The 21726-nt window shown below is 42.7% G+C and carries 17 protein-coding genes; 7 read left to right on the forward strand and 10 right to left on the reverse strand.

What is annotated here, in order from left to right; translation table 11 throughout:
* Nucleotides 1–207: 207 nt before the first annotated feature.
* On the reverse strand, nt 208–936 hold the full coding sequence (locus V6252_RS02670) for a glycerophosphodiester phosphodiesterase (RefSeq protein WP_341609178.1): 729 nt from the start codon (nt 934–936) through the stop codon (nt 208–210).
* A 330-nt stretch (nt 937–1266) separates the two neighbouring features.
* Between V6252_RS02670 and V6252_RS02675 the strand changes: the two genes are divergently transcribed.
* The gene (locus V6252_RS02675; RefSeq protein WP_341609179.1) at nt 1267–2208 is read left to right on the forward strand and encodes a hypothetical protein; all 942 of its coding nucleotides are present in this window, start codon (nt 1267–1269) and stop codon (nt 2206–2208) included.
* A gap of 132 nt (nt 2209–2340) precedes the next feature.
* Here the strand turns inward: V6252_RS02675 and V6252_RS02680 are convergent, their stop codons facing one another.
* Nucleotides 2341–2937, reverse strand: coding sequence for a cob(I)yrinic acid a,c-diamide adenosyltransferase (locus tag V6252_RS02680; RefSeq protein ID WP_057760540.1), 597 nt, complete (start codon nt 2935–2937; stop codon nt 2341–2343).
* Nucleotides 2938–3169: 232 nt separating this feature from the next.
* Here V6252_RS02680 and cysS point away from each other — a divergent pair, with 232 nt between their 5' ends.
* The 5 genes from cysS (at nt 3170) to pdxH (ending at nt 10871) form a co-directional block, all read left to right on the forward strand.
* Entirely contained in the window at nt 3170–4630 is a 1461-nt protein-coding gene (gene cysS / locus V6252_RS02685) for a cysteine--tRNA ligase (protein ID WP_341609426.1), read from the forward strand.
* Nucleotides 4631–4783: 153 nt separating this feature from the next.
* Nucleotides 4784–6769: a mechanosensitive ion channel family protein gene (locus V6252_RS02690; RefSeq protein ID WP_341609180.1), complete on the forward strand. Its 1986-nt coding sequence runs from the start codon at nt 4784–4786 to the stop codon at nt 6767–6769.
* A gap of 277 nt (nt 6770–7046) precedes the next feature.
* Nucleotides 7047–8519, forward strand: coding sequence for an IMP dehydrogenase (gene guaB / locus V6252_RS02695; protein WP_057760534.1), 1473 nt, complete (start codon nt 7047–7049; stop codon nt 8517–8519).
* 212 nt (nt 8520–8731) lie between these two features.
* Nucleotides 8732–10099, forward strand: a complete 1368-nt coding sequence (glmM, locus tag V6252_RS02700; RefSeq protein ID WP_341609181.1) for a phosphoglucosamine mutase — start codon at nt 8732–8734, stop codon at nt 10097–10099.
* A gap of 109 nt (nt 10100–10208) precedes the next feature.
* Complete coding sequence (gene pdxH, locus V6252_RS02705) at nt 10209–10871, forward strand: pyridoxamine 5'-phosphate oxidase (protein WP_341609427.1); 663 nt, start codon at nt 10209–10211, stop codon at nt 10869–10871.
* A gap of 141 nt (nt 10872–11012) precedes the next feature.
* Here the strand turns inward: pdxH and V6252_RS02710 are convergent, their stop codons facing one another.
* The 7 genes from V6252_RS02710 to V6252_RS02740 all read right to left on the reverse strand — a co-directional run bounded on the left by V6252_RS02710 (nt 11013) and on the right by V6252_RS02740 (nt 19421).
* Entirely contained in the window at nt 11013–12275 is a 1263-nt protein-coding gene (locus V6252_RS02710; protein ID WP_341609182.1) for an HlyD family secretion protein, read from the reverse strand.
* Between the two features lie 85 nt (nt 12276–12360).
* Entirely contained in the window at nt 12361–14049 is a 1689-nt protein-coding gene (locus V6252_RS02715) for an MFS transporter (protein WP_341609183.1), read from the reverse strand.
* Nucleotides 14050–14447: 398 nt separating this feature from the next.
* Nucleotides 14448–15077 (reverse strand): glutathione S-transferase family protein, encoded by a 630-nt coding sequence (locus V6252_RS02720; RefSeq protein ID WP_160021176.1) that lies wholly within the window; start codon nt 15075–15077, stop codon nt 14448–14450.
* Nucleotides 15078–15107: 30 nt separating this feature from the next.
* Nucleotides 15108–15785 (reverse strand): type 1 glutamine amidotransferase domain-containing protein, encoded by a 678-nt coding sequence (locus V6252_RS02725; RefSeq protein ID WP_057760524.1) that lies wholly within the window; start codon nt 15783–15785, stop codon nt 15108–15110.
* 239 nt (nt 15786–16024) lie between these two features.
* Nucleotides 16025–17074 carry an NADP-dependent oxidoreductase gene (locus V6252_RS02730; RefSeq protein WP_341609184.1) on the reverse strand — a complete coding sequence of 350 codons (1050 nt, stop codon included), beginning with the start codon at nt 17072–17074 and terminating at the stop codon, nt 16025–16027.
* 167 nt (nt 17075–17241) lie between these two features.
* On the reverse strand, nt 17242–18453 hold the full coding sequence (locus tag V6252_RS02735; RefSeq protein WP_341609185.1) for an iron-containing alcohol dehydrogenase: 1212 nt from the start codon (nt 18451–18453) through the stop codon (nt 17242–17244).
* A gap of 368 nt (nt 18454–18821) precedes the next feature.
* Nucleotides 18822–19421: a TetR/AcrR family transcriptional regulator gene (locus tag V6252_RS02740; protein WP_057760518.1), complete on the reverse strand. Its 600-nt coding sequence runs from the start codon at nt 19419–19421 to the stop codon at nt 18822–18824.
* 428 nt (nt 19422–19849) lie between these two features.
* Here V6252_RS02740 and V6252_RS02745 point away from each other — a divergent pair, with 428 nt between their 5' ends.
* Entirely contained in the window at nt 19850–21328 is a 1479-nt protein-coding gene (locus V6252_RS02745; RefSeq protein WP_341609186.1) for an aldehyde dehydrogenase family protein, read from the forward strand.
* 115 nt (nt 21329–21443) lie between these two features.
* Here V6252_RS02745 and V6252_RS02750 read toward each other — a convergent pair whose 3' ends face one another.
* The gene (locus V6252_RS02750; protein WP_057760515.1) at nt 21444–21692 is read right to left on the reverse strand and encodes a hypothetical protein; all 249 of its coding nucleotides are present in this window, start codon (nt 21690–21692) and stop codon (nt 21444–21446) included.
* Nucleotides 21693–21726 lie beyond the last annotated feature (34 nt).

Consider the following 21726-nt stretch of genomic DNA (forward strand, 5'->3'; position numbering starts at 1 on the left):
CCTTAAAAAGCGTGTAAAGTGAACACTTATACACTATAAAAATATTGCTAAATAACAATAACTTGTATGGATTATAGAATGTATTGGTCAAAAATACGAGTGACTTATCAGACATGAAGGAGAAGTGTAACAATGAGGGTAGATATGTAGAAAAGAATGCGTTTAATGAAAAACTGATTAAATATCAAAAAAGTACAGTTAAGTCGGTTAAGGTAACAGCAAATGACTTGGAAAATCCGTAATGATGACATCGGTCTGCCATTTGATGAGCTGCTCAATGGTGGGAATATCATTAACCGTCCAAGCACTTACTGGTAATCCATAACGATGACTATGCTTGATGACGGCTTGGGTCAAAAGCGGATAATGAATGCCTAGTTGCATACAGCCGAGTTGCAATGCGGTATTGGTCGCGCTTGCCAACGCTTCTGGCGTACGAATAAGCAAGCCGCGAGGCATATGAGATAATAGTTTGTGACGTTGTAAACGGTTGTGTAACTCGACATCGAAGCTCGTCAACACAACTGGTAAGCTGGCAAGAGGTGTATCAATAAATGCCTGCCGAAGCGCTGCAATCAATACTGCATAGTTGGTACGGCTATGCGTCTTAATTTCTAGCTCAATAACGTTAAATCCACTAAGCGCAGGCGCTATGCTTGCCAATGTCATGATGGGTTGACCAAACTGCAGTTGGCATTGAATCTCAGTCAGTTTTAACTGGTCAATACGTGATTGCCGACCGCACATACGCTCTAAATCATCGTCATGGAATACGATTAAGTGACCATCAGCGTTTAGTTGTATATCAAATTCTACGCCTGCTAAGCCTTTTGACTTAAGATTTTGAGAGTATTGAAAGCCTGAAAAGGTATTTTCTAATGCCTCACCGCGTGCGCCTCGATGACCTAATAACAACGTATCTCTAAAATTTATCATATGCACCAATTATCGATGATTTTTATGCCCAATCATATAACGTCATATCAATGACGTCTAACAAAAACTGTGATGCAATCCGTACTTTTTTAAATATGACTTTTTAGAGTCCAAATCTGCGAATGTTTGTTATGTTTTTGCAACCAAACGCAGGTTTTTTCCATAAGGAGGGGCACTATTTGTATATCCATGGGCTACACTAATGACCATTTGATTTAAACACCGTATAATGATGTGGTTTTCATATCTGTAGCAGCTAGCGTTGCATTTGAATGTTGAACACTGTCAGTCAGTGGCGGTACGAACCTGTAAATTGGGAGTAGAGTTAGTATGAGCGTAGCAAATATAAGTTTGAGCAAGTGGCATAAAGTTGCTGGGATTGGATTGGTATGTGGTTTGGCGCTTGCAGGCTGTGATCGCTCAGATAAAGAAGACACTACTGAGCAAGCAGAGCTAACAGAACAAGAGACGGTCGATGCTGAAAATAGCGTTGCGCCTGCGATCAGCTGTGATGATCCTATGGTGCAAGATCGCCTTAAGTCAGCTCTGAAAAATACGCTCAACCAACAAGCACAGTCATTGGCTGCCAACTATGCAAATGATGCTGAAATCAGTTTAGCAAATGGTGTGGTTAGCGAAAAAACCAATGGCGTTGTCATTGATGTCCAAAACGCTGCCATCTTGCAACAAGCCAATGAAAACGGCATGACCACTTGCCAAGCAAGTGTCAGCATGACGCTACCCAGTGAAGACTTGTATCAAGCCAGTCAGGTACAAGCGGCCAATAATCAGCCAAGCTTACAATCACGTCTAGCGCAAGACAATATCCGTATCAATAACAATATGCTTGTTGATGACGCGTTCACTTACATCGTCGGTACTCAAGGCGGTCAAGTGCGTACGCGTATTGCAGGTCAGCCTGCTTTGATTACTGTCGTTGCAGATGTGATGGCAGGTTCTGTATTTAAAACTGCAATGGATGAGCAACGTGCCCAACGTGCTGCTGAGCGCCGTGCAACGCAGAACAACGATACTACTACTCAAACAGCGCCAATCCGTCAGCCAAGAACCGTAACGCCAGTTGAGCCAATTCGCCCAACTGAACCTACGCCGCCGCCAACCATCAACAAACCTGCTGAAAGTCAGAACAGTTCGACTGCAAACACCCAAGCAGCTGCTGCCGAGCCTAGCAAGCCCGCTACACCAAAAGCCGTACCTAAAGATGAAACCATCGATATGGTCATCATTGAAGACAACAGCGCGACTTATTAATTTGTCATTGTAATAAGAGGTAGCGATATCCAGTAGAGCCAATTGCTATCGCTCAATAATAAAAACCCCGCAATAATTATGTCGCGGGGTTTTTAGTGTTTAAGCTATTTATTGTCAAATACTTAGTTTGTATTATTGACTGTCAGTGAACGTTTTCAATGCTTGACTGTCCCACAACACCTCAGAGACCTTTTCTGGGTCTGTACAGAAGCGTGCAGCAACAAACAACCAATCAGATAAGCGATTGATAAAGCTGACGGCAGTACTGCGAATCGCTTGTGGACGCTGCTGCTGCAATATCACAGCTTGACGTTCAGCACGGCGACATACACTACGCGCCACGTGTAATTGACTCACCAATATAGAACCTGTCGGCAAAATAAAGTCTTTTAGCGGTGGCAATGTGGCATTCATCATATCTATTTGCTGCTCTAACCATTCAATATGAGTGGCATTAACTCCTTCATACTCTGGCATAGCAAGCTCGCCGCCTATATTGAATAACAGGTGCTGAATGATGACCAAGGCTTCAGAGAACTCTTTTTCTATAGATTGCCCTTTATTGTGCTTTAGTTGCGCACGTACCAAGCCGATATGTGAGTTGAGCTCGTCGATGTCACCCATGACGCTAAATAGATCGTCCGCTTTACTAAGGCGGCTGCCATCAGCCATACCAGTGCTGCCGTCATCTCCAGTACGTGTGTATATTTTGCTTAAGCGATTGCCCATCTTTACATCCTTAACGGTTTTTATAATTGAATAGCGTTAGTTGCACGCTCATTGTAGTATTTTACGCCTGTTTTCGCTAAGATAATGGGTTACGTTTTATATCACGACGTTTTTTGGTCTGAATTTTTTATTTTCTTGATTTATAGTCACAGTCGTTGGTATGGCTTATTCATACACGGCGGCTGAGATTCCACATTTCTCTATTTTATTTATGTTACAAGGCTTTTTTACTATGACCACACCACTTGCAGATGCGATGTCCCAACTTGCCATTTACGATTCATTGACTGGCAGCAAGCGTCAGTTTGTACCACTCAAAGCAGGGCAGGTTGGTATGTATGTGTGCGGCATGACTGTTTATGACTATTGTCATATTGGTCATGCGCGAGTGATGGTCGGTTTTGATATGGCCGTTCGTTGGTTGGCGCGCTTGGGTTATGACGTGAACTACGTACGTAATATCACTGATATCGATGATAAAATCATTGCTCGTGCCGCTGAAAACGGTGAAGAGATTGGTACATTGACGCAGCGCTTTATTGAGGCAATGCATGAAGACGCGACAGCGCTTGGTTGTGAGATGCCAAATGCTGAGCCACGTGCGACTGATCATATCGATGATATGCAGGATATGATTGAGACGCTAGTCACTGGCAACTATGCGTATGCAGGCGACAACGGTGACGTCTACTATGCTGTTGATAGCTTTGACGGTTATGGCAAATTATCTAAGCGCAATCTGGACGATATGCAGGCAGGTTCGCGAGTCGAAGTTGAGAATGATAAACGCAATCCATTTGACTTTGTACTATGGAAAGCAGCAAAACCTGACGAGCCGCAGTGGGCGTCACCATGGGGTCAAGGGCGTCCAGGCTGGCATATTGAATGTTCAGCGATGTCGACTAAGTGCTTAGGTAGCACCTTTGATATTCATGGCGGTGGTCATGACTTACAGTTCCCGCATCACGAGAACGAAATCGCGCAGTCTGAGGCAGCGACTGGTTGTGAGTATGCACGCAACTGGATGCATGTTGGTTTTATCAATGTCGATGGCGAAAAGATGTCTAAATCATTGGGCAACTTTTTTACTATTCGTGATGTCATGGCAAAGTATTTACCTGAAACGGTGCGTTTTTTCTTATTATCGAGCCATTATCGCAGCCAAGTTAACTTCTCTGATAGCGCCTTAGATGAAGCACATAATAGCCTAAGCAGACTATACAATGCACTAAAATTGGCTGAGCAACAAAAAGGACAGTCAATCGTAATCAATGAAGATTTAGTGGCTGAAGCTTACAATAGCGCGGTTGGTCAAGACTTCGTCAAGGCGATGAATGACGATTTCAATAGCTCGACGGCTATCAGCGTCTTATTTGGATTGGCTCGTGATATCAATAAAGCCATTAAAGCGGAAGACGTCGATACCGCATGGCAATTAGCCCAGCAACTAAAAGCATTGGCGCAAGTATTAAATATTTTACAGCAGCCAGTGCAGCAGTTTTTGCAAGCAGTGACTGGTGATCAGGCAGAAGATAGTCTAACGGATGCCGTTATTGATAATTTAATCATCGAACGTGCAGAGTCTAAAGCCAACAAAAACTTTGCTCGTGCTGATGAGATACGTGAGCAACTAAAAGAGGCGGGTATTGAACTCGAAGACAGCCGTGCTGGCACGACATGGCGGCGCGCTTAAAATAGTTTTTGCCGCTTATAAGGTAAATAGCTACAAATCTTGTAATAAATTAAGTCAGCTTTAGGCTGGCTTTTTTTTGCTTACTGAATTAGGTTAAAGCAGCAGCGATATATTTTTTATACTTTCCTTTTGTAGACTGATGGCTTTGAAAACATGAATACTCTTAAAGACAATCCTATGAACAATCATTGTGCCGTTTTGCGCTCAGATGATAATCATCAAGTAGAGGTAGAGAAAAGTCGTTTTAAAAGTCATGTGCTGCAAGTATTGTTGGGCTTTTTTATTGTTGCTATAAGTGTGATCTATACACCTGTTTATGCAGCAAATGATGAAAATGGACAGAGTACGAGCGAGCCGGAAAAACAAACACCTAGTAAGCCTGATAGTTTTACTGAATATGCCGCTCAGCAAGTAAATGCGCTTAAAGGTGAAAGTGTCAGCATTTCTGGTATCACTGAAGAGATATTCGACCCTACTGAGCGTAACGCAGTGGAGCAGGCAGGCAGGCTACAAGGTGATACGGCACTGACCGGAGAATATAGTGAGAGCTACTATATACTCGATAAACTAAATGCTGGGTTGCCGCCGTTATCTGAGCCACCTAATTTAGAAACACCGCTTGCAGCCTTAGAGTTTTTTCAATCAGCGTTAATGAAACAGCAGTATGATTTGGCCGCTTACGCGCTAAACATGAATTTGATTGATGAAAAAAGTCAACGTAGCCGTGCGCTTGATCTTACAAAGCGACTGGATTTCTTATTATCCGAGAAAGAGCTCTATGTATTCGACGATATGCCAGATCGTCCCGATGGCTTAATTGAACCACCGCTTGGTAATAATAGCAGTGTCATGGGTATTGCTAGACGCTCTATTCAGCTTGGCTATGTTGATTATCGCGAGCGCCGTGTTCCTATTTATTTGCAGCGAGTACGAGTAGGGGATGAAGCCCCTGTTTGGGTGTTTTCGGCGCAGACAGTAGGCAATATTGATAATCTCTATGAGCAGTATCACCCAGCTGAGTTCGAGCGTTATTTGCCCACTTGGTTAAAGCTAAAGTTTTTTGGAATTGCGCTATGGGAATTCTCAGCGCTGATATTGTTCTTTTTATTAACCATGGGTATGGGTTGGCTACTGAGTAAAGGTACTGGAAAAATCATCAATCATTATATCGATGATGAAAAATACAGCATGCACGTTGGCAGCACTAATGGTGTCGCTGATTTGGTTAACAAACTAACAGTACCACTAACCTTTACCATCAGTTTTTCACTGGTTTTTACCTTAGTTTCTGGTGGTTTTCCTTATTTAGATGCAGTCGCCTCATCTACGCGTCCACTTATTTGGATTGGACTGGTATTTAGTACTATGTGGTTGGGTATTCGTATCATTAACTTTTTTGCCAATCGCTATCAAGACATGCAGATTGAGAATCTAGCTGCAGAGCATTTCGATAAAGAACGTCGTCGCCGTACTTATGTATCGATATTTCGCCGTGTGTTTATTTTTGTGATGATTTTGGGAAGCTTCTGGATAGGTCTTAGTGAGTTTGCCAATATGGAAGGCCTTGGCAAGACGTTACTGACTTCAGCGGGTATTGCAGGTGTGGTTATCGGTATTGCGGCACAGCCAATATTAGGAAATATCATCGCTGGTGTACAGGTAGCAGTGACGCAGCCAGTGCGAATTGGCGATAGTGTGATAGTGGATGGTAATTTTAGTACGGTTGAAGACCTGCGTTACACGTATGCCGTGCTAAAAACATGGGATGAGCGTCGCTTGATCGTGCCGATGCGTGAGCTAATCACTGAACGAGTGGAAAACTGGTCGCATACAGAAGTTCATCAGACCTGTCCTGTGTTTTTGTATATTGATTATGGCGCAGATATCGACGCTATTCGAGAAGCGTTTATATCGATGGTCAAGGACAATAAACTTTGGGATAATAAAACGGAACCTGAAATGTATGTAGTAGATGTAACAGAAAATACTATTCAATTGCGCGGCGCTGTTTCATCAGTAGGGCCTATAGAGGCATGGACATTGGCCTGTGAGATACGGGAGCAAATGCTTGGTTATTTGCATGCACAGCAGAACAAGTATCTACCTACAGAGCGCTTTACGTTAACAAAAAGCGACTAGAGATTGGGAATAGCTATGAGCTTTGCGAGCTTGATTAGCTTCAAAAGCGAACTATTAATGGTTTGAAGCACAATTACCATCGATAAAGACGCACTTGTGTAAAATAATCTGACAAATATAGTGTGTCAGGGAGGCGCTTATTTGTTATAATGTGGCGTTATTTTTATAGGATAACTGAGTGGTTGGCGATGAGTCGGCACTGTGCTTGCAGCTGCAATGATTGATACGCTTAACCCTGAGCTCCTACCCATCAAAATAACCACCACTAGGGGTCTGTATGTTGCGAATTGTCGATGAAGCCTTAACCTTTGATGATGTTTTATTATTACCAGCCTATTCTGAAGTTCTGCCAAAAACTGCTGATCTGTCTACTCGTTTGACCAAAAACATCACACTTAATCTTCCGCTAATCTCTGCGGCGATGGATACTGTGACTGAGTCTGAAATGGCTATCACTATGGCACAGCTTGGTGGCATGGGTATTTTACATAAGAGCATGGACATCGAAAAGCAGGCTACACAAGTACGCCGTGTCAAAAAATTTGAAGCGGGTACCGTGGTTGATCCTATCACTGTACATCCAGAGATGACGATTGGTGAGTTGCTGCGTTTGACGCAAGATAACAATATCTCAGGTGTGCCTGTGGTCGAAAAAGGCACAGATAATGTTGTGGGTATTGTTACCCATAGAGACTGGCGTTTTGAGACTAATTTATCGTTGCCAGTTAGCCAGATCATGACGCCTAAAGAGCAGCTAGTAACTGTACATGAAGGTGAAAGCAACGAGAATATCAAAAGATTGTTGCATGAGCACCGCATCGAAAAAGTCATCGTTATTGACGATAACTTCCGTCTGCGTGGTTTGATTACTGTTAATGATTTTGCCAAAGCTGAAAACAATCCAAATGCGTGTAAAGACGAGCAAGGTCGCTTACGTGTTGGTGCAGCTGTTGGTACAGGTGCAGACACGCAAGCACGCGTTGAAGCATTAATCGCCGCTGACGTTGACGTTATCGTCGTTGATACTGCGCACGGTCACTCAAAAGGCGTGATCGATAAAGTATCTTGGATCAAGAAAAACTACCCGCATGTACAAGTAATCGGTGGCAACATCGCAACAGGTGAAGCTGCAATCGCTTTACGTGACGCAGGTGCTGATGCAGTAAAAGTAGGTATCGGCCCTGGTTCTATCTGTACCACGCGTATTATTGCAGGTATCGGTGTCCCACAAATCTCAGCGATTGATAATGTTGCTAGTGCTTTAAAAGACAGCATTCCATTGATTGCTGACGGTGGTATCCGCTACTCAGGTGATATGGCAAAAGCAATCGCTGCTGGTGCATCATGCATCATGGTTGGTTCGCTCATGGCTGGTACCGAAGAAGCACCAGGTGAAGTTGAGCTGTTCCAAGGTCGCTACTATAAAGCTTATCGCGGTATGGGTAGTTTGGGTGCGATGTCAGGATCGAACGGTTCTTCAGATCGCTATTTCCAAGATGCAAAAGACGGCGTAGAGAAGCTAGTACCAGAAGGTATCGAAGGCCGTGTTCCTTATAAAGGACCAGTTGCGGGTATCGTTAATCAGTTGGTTGGTGGCTTACGTTCATCAATGGGTTATACGGGTTCTGCCACGATTGAAGATATGCGTACCAATCCGCAGTTTATCAAAGTAACCTCAGCGGGTATGAAAGAGTCGCATGTGCATGATGTGCAAATCACTAAAGAAGCACCGAACTATCGAGTAAACTAGATCGTTCCGTGAAATACTTCTCTTTTGTAGATTTAAAACGTATTGATGTTAGCTGAGACGTAAGGCTGCAGCGAGCTTAAGATACAAACAGCCAACAATGCTCTGTTATTGTTGGCTGTTTTTTTTGTAAAATACAGAAACAGATTATTACAACAATAGCATTGCCTGCGTATACGTTTGGCCTTTTATTTTTTTGACTTGAGGAACACACAATGAGCTATTTTGGCACTGATGGAATTCGCGGAAAATTTGGTGAATTACCAATTACACCAGACTTTATTTTAAAACTAGGCTACGTCACTGGGCTTGTTCTCATAGAAAAAAATGAAAATCCTACGCGTAAGCCAAGTGTGGTGATTGGTAAAGATACACGTCTGTCAGGCTATGTGATAGAGGGAGCATTACAAGCAGGTTTTAATGCGGCTGGTGTTGATGTTTATATGCTTGGACCACTGCCAACTCCAGCGATTGCGCATCTGACCCGTAGCTTTAATGCAGATGCTGGCGTGGTTATCTCAGCCTCGCACAATCCTTATTATGATAATGGTATCAAGTTTTTCTCAGGTGACGGCAAAAAACTTACTGATGAGATGCAAACTGCAATCAATGATAAATTGACGGCAATTATGAACGACGTTGGTAATGACGTTGCTATGATGCCTATTCTTGATCCTGCAAATTTAGGTAAGAACAATCGTATTAACGATGCAAAAGGTCGCTATATTGAGTTTTGCAAAGGTAGCTTCCCTTATCAATATGACCTCAGTCATCTGACGGTAGTAGTGGATTGTGCCAATGGTGCAGGCTATAGCGTAGCACCTAGAGTAATGCGCGAGTTGGGGGCAAACGTGATTGCCATCAATAATACGCCAGATGGCATCAATATCAATGCTGAATGTGGTTCTACCCATCCTGAAAGCTTACAAAAGGCTGTGCTTGAGCATGACGCAGATGTCGGTATTGCACTAGATGGTGATGGCGACCGTATCGTAATGGTTGATGAGACGGGTAAGCTAGTCGACGGCGACGGTATCTTATATGTGCTTGCTACTCAAGGTAAAACCAAAGCTGAAGGTGTTGTCGGCACACTCATGAGTAACATGGGGTTAGAGTTGGCGCTAAAAGATGCAAATATTCAGTTTACCCGTGCAAAAGTGGGTGATCGCTATGTGATGCAGGATTTAGAAGCTAATGGCTGGATATTGGGCGGTGAGCCATCTGGCCATATTCTTTGCTTAGACAAAAGTCGTACAGGGGACGCTATCATTGCTGGCTTGCAAGTACTAGCAGTAATGCAAGCCAGAGAGCGTGCGTTAAGTGAACTTGTTGAAGGTTTTGAAGTGTTACCGCAAAAGCTAGTCAATGTACGCCTATCTCAAATGCAAGATCCATTCAAACATGAAGAGTTGGTTGCTGCTTTTGATAAAGCACAGGCAACGCTAGAGGGTCGTGGTCGTCTTCTGATACGTCAGTCAGGTACAGAGCCTATGATTCGCGTGATGGTAGAGTCAGATGATGAAATTGAATGCGATGTAATGGCTAATGACTTAGCTGATCTTATAAAATCAGTACTAGGCTAATACTATTTAAGGCAATAATTGGTATTCAAAATAGCAACTGGTATTTAAGATAATGACTGGTATTCGAGACAACAATATTATAGTTTTCAAATAAGGAACTGCTATGAGCATGGACTTTACCGACCAACGCCTCTCATATGAGAAAGGTGAGCTTGACCAACAGTCAGTACCAACGTCACCATTCGAGCTTTTTAAAGCTTGGATGAGTGAAGCGTCAGCGCAACAGGTGCAAGAGCCTTATGCAATGAGTTTGGCAACATGTGGCGCAGACAATAAGCCTAGTGTCCGTATTGTGTTACTACGCGAAATTACTGAGACAGGTATTGTTTTCTATACCAATTATGAAAGCGCGAAAGGGCAGGATATAGCAGAAAACCCTAATGCCGAAGCGTTATTCTTTTGGCATGAGCTGGAGCGTCAAGTCCGTATCAGCGGTAGTATCGCTAAAATTGATGCTGATAAATCGGCTGCTTACTTCCAAAAGCGTCCCCATGATAGTCAAGTAGGCGCTTGGGTCAGTCAACCGCAAAGTGGTGAAGTGGCCAATCGTGAAGTCATGGAGCAAACGTTTGAACAGCTTCAAGTAGAGCACCCTGACAATACTACCGTACCAACGCCAGAGTTTTGGGGTGGTTATGAAATTACGGTTGAAAGTATTGAGTTTTGGCAAGGTCGAGCCAATCGGATGCATGATCGAATTGTGTATACGCAGAGTGGCGGCGACAACAGTGAAGGCAATACAAGCTGGACGACCAAACGTTTATTACCATAATAGCTGTAGTTTGAAGCTATAGATTATACAAAACTAAAAAAGCCACTCTAAATCCAGTTTCTTTGGTGTCTAGAGTGGCTTTTTTACGTTAGCTATTTACCTTATCTGGCATTATTTTTATTTAACTTTTTATTCAACCTTTCATTTAATATTGGTATCGACATCTACTGAGACTGACATGCCAGGGCGTAAGCGTGCCAGCTCAGGCTGGTTTTGGTCTAGGTCGATGCGTACAGGAATACGTTGAGCAATTTTTATGTAGTTACCTGTTGCAGGGTTGGCTGCAGCAGCACTAAACTCGCTACCAGTCGCTGGCGAGATATTACTCACGTGACCCGTAAATTTGGCGCCGCCAAGTGCATCGACATGAATGGTCGCAGGCTCACCGATTGCCATATTGGCTATTTGAGTTTCCTTAAAGTTTGCAATGATCCAAATGCCTTTTGGCACGATATACATAAGCTGCGTACCAGCGCTGACGTATTGACCTTCTTTGACACTGACTTGGCTTAGCTGGCCAGATTCAGGCGCAGTGATGATAGTATTATCTAGATTGATTTGCGCTTGCTTGACGCCTGCTTCAGCATTTTTGATATTTGCGTCCAGCGATGAGCGACTGCCGCTAGTCTTTTCACGGTTTTCTTGAGCGGCTTGTAAATTGGCTTCTGCTTGCTGTACACCTGCTTGTGCTTGAGCCAACTGCGCCTTGATATGAGCAACTTCTGCTTTCGATACTGCACCAATAGCATCTAAACCTTGATAACGGTTTACATCTTCACGCGCGCTTTCTACATTGATTTTGGCACTATACAAATCAGCTCTACGTGCTTCGATTTGTGCTTGGCTGGTTTGCGTATCCTGGTCATTGGTAGAGCGGTTAGTAAGGGCCACCTCTGTATTTGCCTGTGCTTGTTCGAGCTGCTGCTGAAAGGTTCGATCGTCAATCTTTATGAGTAAGTCGCCCGCTTTTACGTTGGCGAAGTCTTGCACTGCTACCTTAGTTACATAGCCAGAAACTTGCGGACTAATAATAGTCGTTTGACCTTTGACAAAAGCATTATTGGTTTGCTGTACCGTTGGGGTGAACGGTGGGAGCTTCCATGCATACAAAATCAATGCCACGCCAATGACAATCAATAAAATTAATAAGCCTAAGTTTAGATAGGATTTTTTCTTAGGCGACCAACCAGTAGTATCGGGTATTGGCTCTTTTGGTGGCATCGGTGGTTCATTGCTGTCTAAACTGTTTTCTACATCACCTTCTGCTGTCTTAGTTGCTGATGGCGAAGAAGTTACAGAAGACTCTTCTTTACTTATATCGGACGCTATAGGTGTGTCTGTTGCTGGAGCACCAGTGGACGTCTGAGGTGTTTGACTAAGCTCATTTGGTTTTTCTTGGCTCATGACGTGCTCCTAAATTTTTAATAAATATTAAAATAGACTGGCTATAAATGAATGAGGTGAAACATGATTAATATAATAAGCTGAGTTATTTTGACTCACGCATTTTTGCAATAACGGCAAGCTCTTTAGCAAGTGGATTGCGCTTGTGGTAACGATTATAAAAATAGTTAATCAATAAAATGGCTGTAACGAAAGTAGCAAAACTGGCCATCAAAAAGAACAGATCGCTATAAGCGGAGACAGTTGCTTGGCGCTGAATCCCTTGCAACACTTGACTCATTGCAGCCACATTCGCTTGCGCTGCGTCCGTGGTTTGGTTTGACAATATACTACGAGTACCAGCAATTTGAGCGCTAAACGTAGGATCACCCAAATTCAGTGAGCTGACCATATCTGCATAATGGACCTGTGTACGAATGGTCGTAAATGCCTGAATAGCCGCTGCACCTGCCAATCCGCCAACCGTTTGGGAAATACCAAAGATAACCGAAAAACTAATGATATAAGCAGGGCCACTAGCAATAGCTCGCAAGAATCCTTCGAAAACCAAAGGTCCCATAAAATATACCGCGGCAAATGCAATTAAAAACTGGCTAATATAAAACATATAAGGTGCGGAGTTGATAGAGACCCCAACGTCCATCCAAGAGCCCAAGGCAATCAATGCCACTGCAAAAATAACAGGACGGCGCAAGTCCATTGGATTGGTACTAAAAATACTAATCACCAAAGCCAGCACACTGGCAGCCATTATGACAGCATAAAAAGTAACCAGCTGATCGTTACCATAACCCAAATTAGCAAGTAGGCCTGCAGCACCGACATTTTGCTCAGATAGCAAAATTCGCATGACAGCGCCGGTAATCATAAAGGCAATAATATTGCGGCTACGCATCCAGCGGACTTGTAACATTGGGTTTTTGCGATGTGTTTCAATCCATAGAGCGATGCCAATCCCAACAATAGCAATCATCAGTGGATAGACGAGCCAAGGCGTCGTCCACCATAAAATCCTACCTTGTACCAAAATTACAGCCAGTGCCGCCAAACCGCTCGCAAAAAAAGCAAAGCTTAAAAAATCGAGTTTCTCAAATACTTTTTCGGTATTGCCTGGTGGTAGCTCCAATATATTAATCAGCCCAAAACAAATCAGTGCCAAACCAAATTGAAATAAAAATAAATTTTCAAGCTGACCGTCGATGGCGAGATAGGGCGAGATGATTCGTGATAATGGAATACCAAACTGAACCAAGCCAAAACCCAATATTAAGCCACTAGTACGCTTGACGGTTGGCATACCTTGCAAACAATAGAATAGACCTAAAATGGTCATGCCACTTGCGACCATACCGCTAAGTCCCCTTGCGACAATCTCTAGGTAATAAGGCTCAATTCCTATATTAGGCGTATCTAATAAGTGACTACTGATTAGCCACTGTAAACTCGTGGCGGCCAACAAAAAGAACAGAGTGATTTTGCTAAAAAGTGACATACCAAATTGTTGGCGAATTTTGTACAGCAGAACGGTGATACAGGCATTGGTCATATTATAGCTAACAGATATCCAGCCACCTTCAGCTGGCGTTAAGCCCAGTTGACCCTGAATTTGAGTAAGGTTTGCGACGAGTAGACCGTTTTGGAAGCTAGCAGTGAGACCAACGAAAATTCCGATCAGTAAGTAAAATAATTTGCGACGTGCAGGATGATCAGGATTGGCAGGAGAGCCCACCATTATCGGTTGTTCGTGGGGCTTAAACTGATATTCGTTACTCATGGACGTACCATCATCTGTATAAGGAAATAGAATGGCATAGAACAGATTCTAGACGCAAAATCAGGTCAGTACGATGAATGTTCATAGCTTAAAAAACAGCGGGGTAGCTGATATAAATGCTGGTCAAACTGGAAAGATAACCTAAGAAATGCAGGGCATATTTTATCATAACTTTTACAGTGCTTTTGTCATCACCGCGTAACTCATCGGCGCTGCTGAATAAAGATATAGCAGTGTCTCATGCAATTTAACGAACATTAAAACAAACGATGCAACAAGCAAAAAATACTATACGCATAAAAAACAGCTCTATACAGAGCTGTCTTTGTGTATCGAAAAATTGGTCAGTTAATACATAATATTTTGGCTAATACCAAGGTATCAATGAATATCAAATACTAAATTGATTCATCGTATTTCGCTTCTAGCTGCATCGCACGCTGATAGCTATCAAGACCGGCCAGCTTTTCAGCATACTGTTTGATATGCGGATAGGCATCAAGTTTCTGACGCTTAGCAAGAATAATCAAATCAAATGACAGCATAAAGTCGGCACCGCTTAGCTTATCACCTACAATAAACGACTTACCTTCAACTGAGGTATCCAGATACTTAAACAATCTGGTTTTTTCTGTCTCGATATAGCCGTTTAAAAACTCATTGTCATTGATGCCTGCTTTGTTAGTAAATAATTCAAGCATTAATGGCAACATGAGCGAGCTTTCTGCAAAATCAATCCACTGTAGATAGTAGCCATAGTCTGAGCTTCCTGTAGCAGGGCGCAGACGCTCGGGCGCAAACCGTTCAATCAACAGCTCAGTGATGGCACCTGACTCAGCATAAATCTGTCCATCCATTTCGATAACCGGAGACTTACCGAGTGGATGTACAGCCTTTAGAGAGTCTGGTGCTAAATGAGTTTTGGCATCGCGCTGATGGCTGACGACTTCATAAGGTACGCCTAGCTCTTCTAAAAGCCATAGCGTCCGTAATGAACGTGATTGATTGAGATGATGTAAGCGAATCATGGTATCGACCTTATTGCGTAGTGGATTTGACTAACCTTTCAGCTTCGCCATTAGACGCTTAGCAGCTTCTTCTGATGATGCAGGGTTTTGACCTGTGATTAGTAAACCATCTTCAACAACAAATGATTCCCAATCAGCCGCTTTTTCGTAGTTGCCACCATTGGCTTTCAGTGCGTCTTCTACTAGGAAGGGTACTACGTCTGTTAGGCCAACTGCGTCTTCTTCAGAGTTAGTAAAACCAGTCACTGTTTTGCCTTTTACTAAGTACTCGCCATCGACTTTAACGTTTTTAAGCGCTGCAGGAGAATGACAAACAAAAGCAACAGGCTTGTCTTGCTTAACAAAAGTCTCGATCAGATTGATAGAGTTTTTATCTACTGCCAAATCCCACAATGGGCCATGACCACCAGGGTAGAATACTGAATCGAAATCTTCAGCGTTCATATCAGCAAGTTTTTTGGTATTAGCCAAATGTTCTTGCGCGTCTTTATCGTCTTTAAAACGAGTGGTATCTTTGGTTTGCGTGTCTTCTGTGTCACTACTAGGATCTAGTGGTGGCTGGCCGCCAGCTGGAGAGGCTAGGGTTACATTTACACCGGCGTCAAGAAATGCGTAGTAAGGTGCAGCAAATTCTTCTAGCCAAAAGCCAGTTTTCTTACCAGTATCGCCTAAACGGTCATGAGAAGTTAGTACCATTAAAATGTTCATAATTATCCTTGTTTATTATTTATGTGTTAGTAACTATATAGCCAACAGTCATAAGTTTTCCGTTACATCATTAGCCGTTTTTACTTAATTAGCCTAAATGCAAATAATGACTGTTAGCATTATTCCTGCTTTGTGAGCAACTTTCAGTAGTGATATTAGCAATTTATGTTGTTAAGTAGTTATTCACAACGATTGCTAACTGTCAGTAGCTGCTTAACTACTCAATGTTTAACCAGTAACTATTTAACGTCAGATACTTTGATTACAGTCTTACCAAAGTTATCACCGTTTAACATACTGACAAATGCATCTGGGGCATTATCTAGACCGTCAGTAATGTGCTCTTTGGTTTTTACTTCGCCTGACTCTACCCATTTGCTCATAGTTTCTAAGAACTCTGGGAAGTGGTCGCCGTACTCTTCAAAGATAATGAAACCTTTGACGGTTAAACGGTTGGCCAATATTTGACCCATTAGCATACCCAAGCGGTCTTTGCCGTCAGGTAAGTCAGTGGCGTTATATTGTGATACTAGACCACATACTGGGATACGGGCATGCGCGTTCAATAGTGGTAATACGGCATCGAACACTTTACCGCCAACGTTTTCATAGTAGATGTCGATACCATCTGGACATGCTGCTTTTAATTGCTCAGCGAAGTCGTCAGCTTTGTGATCGATACAGATATCAAAGCCAAGCTCATTGACCGCAAAGTCGCATTTCTCTTTGCCGCCTGCCACACCGACAGTGCGCAGACCATATTGATTACCCACTTGACCGACAGTTGCACCGACAGGTCCAGTGGCTGCTGCCACAACTAAGGTTTCACCTTTTTGTGGTTTACCGATATCAGTCAGCCCCATGTAACCGGTAAACCCTGGCATACCTAACACGCCTAAACCATAAGAAGGGTTTGACATGTTTTTGTCCAGTTTGAGGACGCCTTCGCCATCACTGACACTGTAGTCCTGCCAGCCTGAGTTTGATACGACTAAGTCGCCCACCGCGAAATTATCGATATTCGACTCGACCACTTGCGCTACGGTACCACCCATGATGACGTCACCGACTTCTAACGGGTCTGCATAGCTTTTTGCATCACTCATACGTCCACGCATATATGGATCTAGTGATAGATATACCGTGCGTAGTAGCATCTCGTTATCTTTTGGCGTAGGAATGTCGCTAGTCGCCATGTCAAAATTGTCAGCAGTAGGTACGCCATTAGGACGGCTCGCCAATTTGATTTGACGGTTTGTTTGTTGATTCTGTTGTTTGTCGAACCTCATTGTAGGACTCCTTTATATTTATTAATTGTCATTATTATAGTGGTGTTAAATGTAGTAGCTACTCAGCATGGAATAGCTACTACTATAAATAGCATAACGATATGTACTTATTGTTACTGCCGAGATTTTTCTTATAATTCTTCTGACAGTTCTTGCTAAAGCGCTTATTAAGACGCTTTGCTAGTTACAGCGCGCTGCAAGATACGACGTGATACTTCTAAGTCGTTGGTACCATGTTCACCAAGCTTGACCATGTTATGCACTTCAAGTTGCTTGATAATTGGATCAATCGCTGATTCAGTCAAGTCAACGTCTTCTAGGCTAACTGGCAAGCCAAGCTCGCGGAAGAAGTTTTCAGTGTAAACAATGGCCGTTTCGATGATAGCATCGTCATCTAGGTCAGTATCGGTAATGTTCCATACGTTACGTGCATACTGAAGCAGTTTTTCTTTTTTGCTTTCTTTTAGTTCACGCATAACTGATGGTAATACGATGGTTAGCGTACGTGCATGATCGATAGCGTGTAATGATGTCAGCTCATGACCAACCATGTGAGTTGTCCAGTCTTGTGGTACACCAGTACCGATCAGACCGTTCAATGCCATGGTTGCTGTCCACATAATGTTTTTACGTGTTTCTAGGTTTTCTAGATCTTGCTTAACAACTAGACCTTCATCGATAAGGATTTTAAGCAAGCTTTCAGCAAAGGCATCTTGTACTTTAGCGTTTACTGGGTAAGTCAGATATTGTTCCATTACATGAACAAATGCATCAGCCACACCATTCATAACCTGACGTTCAGGCAGGGTAAGTGTTTTGATTGGATCTAGAATTGAGAATTTAGGGAAGGCAAGTGGGTTACCAAACGGTAGTTTTGCTTGACGTTCGCTATAGTTGATCACGCCGCCTGAGTTCATCTCAGAACCTGTGGCTGGGATAGTCAATACAGCACCCAAGTCGACAGCAGAATCGATGTTTTTGCAATAACCAGTTAAGGCATCCCAAGCTTGGTCACGTGAGACAGTGCCGTCCTCTTCAGTCAATGAAGAAACGAGTGCGACAAATTTGCTGCCGTCAATCACAGAACCACCGCCAACTGCTAATAAGAAGTCGATGTTGTGCTCATTAACCATATCAGCGGCTTTAAGTAATGTGGTGAATTCTGGGTTAGCTTCAATGCCACCAAATTCAAATACAGTACGGTTACCGCTTGCCGCTAATGCAGTTTTTACTTCATCTAAAGTACCAGTACGCTGTGCTGAACCACCACCATAAGTGATAAGAACACGTGCATCAGTAGGGACTAGATCTGATAATTGCTCGATTTGACCTTCACCAAAAACGATACGGACTGGGTTGTAGTATTGGAAGTTATTCATAAGATTCCTAATTAATAATAAAAAGTGTTTAATAAAAACGGTTCAATTAAATTGTTTTGACATGAGATATTGTCTGATATCAATCAATGAATGATAAGCAATGCTCGTATAGACATTCATTCTTAATATTTGTGCGCATTGTACACCAATTAGACCAGTCGTCTAGTGATATTTACAAAACTCTCGTATAACTGTTTAAGTCATATGCAGATGTCTTTAAGAAATTCGTTTAGATAAGAGAAGGCAATAAAGCACACTGAATATCAAGCATAGTACTAACCGCTACTGTCTATGAGCGTTATGAATATTCAATATGCCTTAATGCTTATGCTAGAGGTGCAGTCGATAGAAATTCAAACAGTTAACAATTAGCGTCCCATTTGGGTCGTGGTCATCTGCCAAATTTCTGCTAAAGGGGTATTGGTTTGGCTAATCTTTGCAATCAAGCTTGCGCCAAGCCATGCAAAATACCAACGCTTAGCCATACTCTCAGCTGAGATATTATCATGGCGAGGTACGGACTCATCGAGCCAGCCGGCTTTGATCTGCTTAGCAAGCCACATGGTCGTCTGCTGATAGCCAGTATCGAGTGCCTTACGCATGGTTTCTGACATATCAGCTACCTCTGCGCTGAGCTTCACTACCAAGCATTTTTCATGGTCACAGCCGTTCTGCTGGGTGTCATACCAGTTTTGAAAATAATCATATAGTTTTTGCTGCGCACTGACATCTTGTGCATCGATGACATCCAACCGAGTCTTATATAAACTAAAGTAATGATTAATGATGGCTTCACCAAAGGCTTCTTTAGAAGCAAAGTAATGGTAAAAAGAACCCTTTGGCACACCTGCTGTATCTAAAATTTGCTTTAGACCAACAGCGGTAAAACCTTTTTTGGCGATTAATTGGTAGCCAGTGGCAAGTAAATGAGCTTTAGTATCTGGTGTCGTTGCGTCTGTATTAGACATAAACAGGATTATCTCCCTTAGTAGTTGCTTGTATTAGCGTATGCATTAGATAGTCAGTTAAAACAGTTAGCGTTCATTTGAACGTCACGTTGATGGCGTATTGTAATAGGATATAGTTATATGTGTTACGTTTTATCAACAATATTCACTGACAAAATAGTCTTGTTTTATTAGTAGCTATGGTAGCATTAGACCAGTCGTCTAGCAAGGTAGGTTTTGTTGTTATCCGTTACCGTTAGTATTTATTGCTAAAGATCATTTTTCATTAGAGCTTTTTTTAATTGATGACTATTGATTAATAGCTTGGTAACGATTTCAGACTTACTACCTGCCAGATATTTTCTCATTAAGATATCGCCGACTTAACAATTTTATTTTAATAATCGAAAACCAATACTTAACATAACAAATTAAAAATAAGGATGATTATGTCAACCAATACTACGAATGCATACAGTGACTTCCATTTGCAGTTCATCGCTGGTGAATGGCAAACCGGTAAAGACGATAGCACAAACACCAATACCAACCCATACAACGGTGATACGCTTGTAGAGATCCAGCAAGCGACCAAGGATCAGTTAAACGAAGCGTACGACGCTGCAACCCAAGCTCAAGAAGCGTGGGCCAAGCAAACGCCTGCAACACGTGCTGCTGTATTATACAAAGTGGTCAACATACTCGATCAGCGCCAAGAAGAAATCGTCGATTGGCTAATCAAAGAGTCGGGCAGTACCCGTATCAAAGCCATGGTCGAGTTCGGTGCGACGCGCGCGATTACCCTTGAAGCAGCGACATTCCCTAACCGTGTCCATGGTGAGATTCGTCCATCGAATACTCCTGGCAAAGAAAATTTCATTTATCGTGAGCCAATCGGCGTTGTCGCTGTCATTAGCCCATGGAACTTCCCACTACATTTAACGCAGCGTTCTATTGCACCAGCCCTAGCGCTTGGTAATGCCGTGGTACTTAAGCCTGCTAGTGATACGCCAGTGACAGGTGGTTTGCTATTGGCCAAAGTATTTGAAGAAGCAGGTCTACCAAAAGGTCTATTAAATGTCGTAGTCGGCTCAGGTAGTGAGATAGGCGATGCAATCGTTGAACACAAAGCGCCAAGTCTAGTGTCGTTCACAGGTTCGACCTCAGTGGGCAAACATATCGGTGAGTTGGCCAATGGTGGTGAATACATCAAACAAGTGGCGCTTGAATTGGGTGGCAACAGTCCATTTGTGGTACTAAAAGATGCTGATATTGAGCAAGCAGTAAAAGCAGCCGCCTTTGGTAAATTCTTACATCAAGGTCAAATCTGTATCGCAATTAACAGAGTCATTGTAGAAGACGAGATATATGATGACTTTGTAGCGCGTTTCTTAGCACACGTCAAAACATTGAACGTCGGTGATCCTAATAAGCAAGATACTGCTGTTGGCCCAATCATCAACGAAAAACAAGTTAAATCGCTCAAAGAAAAAATCGCTAAAGCGCAGGAAGAAGGCGCAAAAATGATACTCAGTGGCGAGATTGAAGGCCAAGTCGTACCGCCACACATCTTTACCGAAGTCACTCGCGAAATGGATCTATCACGCAATGAAGTGTTTGGACCATTGGTTGGTATCATTCGTGCTAAAGACGAAGACGACGCACTATCGATTGCCAATGACTCTATGTATGGTCTGTCTAGCGCGGTGTTCACTGCTGATATGCAAAAAGGTCTACGTTTTGCTCGCGGTATCAGAGCTGGCATGACCCATATCAATGACATCTCAGTCAATGATGAAAGCAATACGCCATTCGGTGGTGAGAAAAACTCAGGCATCGGTCGCTTTAACGGTGAGTGGGTACTAGAAGAGTTCACTAGAACACATTGGATCTCAATGCAAAATGAGCCACGTGAATATCCATTCTAATTGTCCTAAAATAGAATGCTAATAGCTAATAAAAAAGACCGCTTTGATAGCGGTCTTTTTTTGTGTGTCATTTGGCAACTTACTGATAATGACGTATTTGAAGTTGGTCAATCTCTTATCTGGCATGAAAACCAAGTAACCCTTCAATCTCTTCCATCGTCATCCGTCTTACCAGTGCTTGCTCTTCTACTGACAGGCGATTGGTATGCTCTTTTATCATGGTATGAATACTCCGTGATATCTCAGAGGTAGTCGCGTAATACATTTGAGGCTGTTCCTTTGTCAATCTCATCAAAAATCGATTGATAAGTTTACGCTTTTCATCTGATTTATTTTCTTCAGTCGTAGTATTATTTTGAGTCATGGTGTTCTCCTAGAGGTAAGCCATTTAAGCAGTC

This window comes from Psychrobacter proteolyticus (genome assembly GCF_038155145.1).
GTDB classification, from domain to species: domain Bacteria; phylum Pseudomonadota; class Gammaproteobacteria; order Pseudomonadales; family Moraxellaceae; genus Psychrobacter; species Psychrobacter proteolyticus_B.